This window comes from Sphingomonas sp. (assembly GCF_019242355.1).
GTDB lineage: Bacteria > Pseudomonadota > Alphaproteobacteria > Sphingomonadales > Sphingomonadaceae > Sphingomicrobium.
In genome coordinates, this window is the sequence record NZ_JAFAVR010000230.1 from 1 (window position 1) to 3,765 (window position 3,765).

The 3,765-nt window shown below is 66.5% G+C and carries 3 protein-coding genes; 1 reads left to right on the forward strand and 2 read right to left on the reverse strand.

Annotation, left to right across the window (positions count from 1 at the left end; translation table 11 throughout):
• Positions 1–10 precede the first annotated feature (10 nt).
• Positions 11–313 carry a DUF4242 domain-containing protein gene (locus JOZ79_RS11350; protein ID WP_294074195.1) on the reverse strand — a complete coding sequence of 101 codons (303 nt, stop codon included), beginning with the start codon at positions 311–313 and terminating at the stop codon, positions 11–13.
• A gap of 20 nt (positions 314–333) precedes the next feature.
• Positions 334–2,385 carry a ComEC/Rec2 family competence protein gene (locus JOZ79_RS11355; protein ID WP_294074197.1) on the reverse strand — a complete coding sequence of 684 codons (2,052 nt, stop codon included), beginning with the start codon at positions 2,383–2,385 and terminating at the stop codon, positions 334–336.
• Between the two features lie 167 nt (positions 2,386–2,552).
• On the opposite strand from JOZ79_RS11355, the gene gltX reads away from it, so the two are divergent.
• Positions 2,553–3,765 (forward strand): glutamate--tRNA ligase (gene gltX / locus JOZ79_RS11360; protein ID WP_294074199.1); only part of this gene is annotated, 1,213 nt, incomplete at its 3' end.

Sequence of the window (3,765 nt, forward strand, 5' to 3'; positions counted from 1 at the left end):
GCGGCCTAGCTTATTCGGCGGTGGTCGGGTCGATGACGCTGCGCACCTGCGAAATCCTGTTGGCTGGGAAGCCGCCCTTTTCCGCATGGTCGCGAATGATCTGTTCGTTCGGTGCACGATAGATGCAATAGATCTTGTCGTCCGTGACGTAGGAATGGACCCACTGGATGTCGGGCCCGAGCTCGCGGAGCACCGAGCAGCTCGTCTGCGATGCGCCCTTGAGATCGCTTGCCCCAAGCGAGCCGACTCCGGGCATGTCACGCTCGATCACATATTGCGGCATGATCACCTCCTTGCTGGAGGCGTCCTCCATACGTCATTCGAAGGTCGCCGTCAGTAGTGCCAGGGATGACCCTCGATCCGTTCGGCGACCGTGTCGACGCGTGGATGGCGGCCGAGATAAATCGCGATGCCTCCGGTCGCGCCTAGCGCGGTCTTATCCAGTCTTAGCCAGCGCGTGCCACAGCCCCGCGGCAGGCGCCGGTCGGAAACCACGATGTCGGCGCCTGCGCAGGCTCCGGTCAGCGCCTGCCAGTCCATCCGGGTCGAGGACCGGGTCGCAAGCAGGCGCCACTCGCTCGTGCCCTTTCTGATCAGCGCCGTGCAGCTGTCGCGCGTGCACGCGGTGGACGGAGTCGAGCCGAGGTTGGCCGGGTCGCCGTCGAAACCCGAGGCCTGCGCGAAAAGCTGGCGGACGTAATCACCGGCGGCGTCACGCAGAAGCAACGGCCGGCCGTCTTCGACGACGACCAGATGCTTGCCATCGCCGGTCACCAGCACGTCTGGCGAGGGCGCCCCCCATGCGCCGATCGCACCCATTGCGAAGGGGACCAGCCCGAGCAGGCGAAGCCGAGTCGTCCAAAGGCATAGCCAAAGAAAGCCGAGGATCATCAGGCCGAATGCCCAGGGCGGCATCGAGGGAAGCATGGCGACCGCCCCCGGAAGTGCCGCGACCGAGCGGGCAAGCGTCAGGAGCACCTTCAGCGACAGTCCGGTCAGCCACCACAGGGGTCGGCCAAGTCCGAACACGTCGAGCAGCAGCGCCCCCGCCTCGAGCGGCATGATCGCGAAGGTCGTCAGTGGAATGGCAATGATGTTCGCGCCGACGCCGTAGAGGCCGGAACGCTGGAAATGGAACAGGGCCATCGGCATCAGCGCGAATTCGACCGCGAGGCCGGTGAGGACGATCGCGGCGATCGTGCGCAGGAGCCTGTGGATCGGGCCTTCTTCCCGGCGCTCGAACAGGCGCCTGGCCCAGCCGGTCGAATGAAGCGCGATGATGGCGGTGACCGAGCCGAAGCTCATCTGGAAGCTTGGGCCGGCGAGCGCCTCGGGGCGGAAGAGGAGTACGACAAGTGCACCGGCGGCGACCAGGCGCAGGTTGATCGCGTCACGCCCCAGCGCAATCCCGAGAAGGATGAGGAGCGCGGCGACGCAGCTGCGCACCGTCGGCACCTGCGCGCCTGTCAGCAGCGTGTAGCCGATGCCGGCGGCCGCGGCGACGCCCGCGGATACCAGTACGAGGTTGAAGCGAAGCGCGAGGCGCTCGCTCATCGCAAGCAGCTTGAGGCTGAGGAACATGGCCGCAGCGACGACTGCAGCGATGTGGAGGCCGCTGACCGACAGCAGATGGGTCAGGCCGCTGCTGCGCATTGCCGTCGCGTCGGATTCGCTGACGCTGTTCTGGTCGCCGGTGACGAGGGCGATGGCAATCCCGGCCTGGTCGGAGGGCAGGCTGGTGCGGACGTGATCGCCGAGGCGCTGACGGACGAGGTCGAGCCCGGTCGGAGCGCGCGCATTCACGACAGTGACGGGGCCGAGCGCCTTCCCGACCGCTCCGATCTGCCAGAACCAGGCGTCGCGCGCGAAGTCGTAGCTTCCCGGGAGTGCCATTGGCGGTGGCGGCGCGAGGCGGGCGCGGACCTGGACTTCGCTTCCGGCGGCAAGGTCCGCGGGCGCCTTGCCGGCATCGATCGAGACTCGGACGCGGTGCGGAAGCGCCGGGTCGGAGGTAATCAAGGTAAGGCGCACGGTGCCGCGGGCAACGAGCCGCTCGACCAGTTCAACGCGTCCGGCGAGCGAGACGACCGCGGGCTTTGCCATGCGCGGCGCGGCGACCCAGTCGGCGCGCGCCCAGACGAGGCCGCAACCGAGCGCCATCGCCAGTCCGAACAGTCCAAGCGCGCGCCCTGCCCGGCCCCCGCCGGTCACCAAGCCGGTAACAAACAGCGCGGCACCGAGGCAGATGACTGCCGCCCACTCCTCACGAACACCGAGCGCGAACCAGGCGGCGATGCCCGTGCCAAGGCCGACGACCAGCCACGGCGGAAGCTGGGCACGCTCCGCCTCGAGCAGCTTCTCCAGCCGCTCATTCCATGCGCTCAAACGCGCCTTCCAAAAGCCCCGAGCCCGCTGTGGAAGAGGCGCACCCGCTATGTTAGGGGCGCTCATCCATTGCATTGCAGCATGACAAGAAGAGGAAAGTGCGCTTGAGCGCAAGCGACAAAACACAGGCGCGCGCAAGTGACGAGCCACAGGCCGAAAGACCGGTCGTGACCCGTTTTGCCCCGTCTCCGACAGGCTTCTTGCATATCGGCGGTGCGCGAACGGCGCTGTTCAACTGGCTCTTCGCCCGCCATCACGGCGGCAAATTTCTGCTGCGCATTGAAGATACCGACAAGGCGCGGTCGACCAAGGAAGCGATCTCCGCGATCCTGGACGGAATGAACTGGCTCGGCCTCGATTGGGACGGGCACGAATATTATCAATCGCAATTCTGGTCCCGACACGCCGAGATCGCCCACAAGCTGGTCGAGCGCGGCGCGGCCTACCGCTGCTACATGACGCAGGAGGAGCTTGCCGCCCAGCGCGAAGCGGCGCAGCGGGAGCGGAAACCGTTTCGAATCAACAGCCCGTGGCGGGATGCTGCGGATTTGCCTGAGGACAAGCCATTCGTCATCCGGCTGAAGGCGCCGCGCCAGGGTGAGACCGTCATCGACGACAAGGTCCAAGGCCGGGTTACCGTCCAGAATGCCGAGCTCGACGACTTCATCCTGCTGCGCTCCGACGGCAGCCCGACCTACATGCTGGCCGTAGTCGTCGACGATCACGACATGGGCATCACTCATGTGATCCGGGGCGACGATCATCTCAACAACGCGTTCCGGCAGCTGGCGATCATCCGCGCGATGGGCTGGCCGGAGCCTGTCTATGCGCACGTGCCGCTGATTCATGGGCCGGACGGCGCCAAGCTGTCGAAGCGACATGGAGCGCTCGGCGTGGATGCCTATCGCGACGAGCTCGGGCTATTGCCGGAGGCGGTCGTGAACTACCTGCTGCGGCTCGGCTGGGGGCATGGCGACGACGAGATCATCTCGCGCGAGCAGGCGATCGAGTGGTTCGACCTCGCCCATGTCGGCAAGTCGCCGTCGCGTTTTGACTTCAAGAAGCTCGAGAACCTGAACGGACATTATATCCGGGAAGCCGACGACAAGCGATTGACGGACCTGGTTGCGGTTAGGCTCGGGCTGGATGGCGACGGGAAAGCACTGCTACAACGGGCCATGCCCGAGCTCAAGGCGCGGGCGCATACGCTCGACCAGCTTGCCGACGGCGCGGGATTCCTGTTCGCGGAGCGGCCGCTGGCGCCGGACGAGGCCGCCAGCGCGCTCCTCACGCCTGAGGCTCGCGCCTTGCTCCGCTCGGCGCACGACGAACTAAGCGCTCTGGACTCCTGGTCTCCGGAAACGACGGAGCAAGCCGTCC

What these genes read in the sequence shown, in the direction of transcription:
- JOZ79_RS11350 (WP_294074195.1), bottom strand. Translation starts at nt 313, where the DNA reads ATGGAGGACGCCTCCAGCAAGGAGGTGATCATGCCGCAATATGTGATC.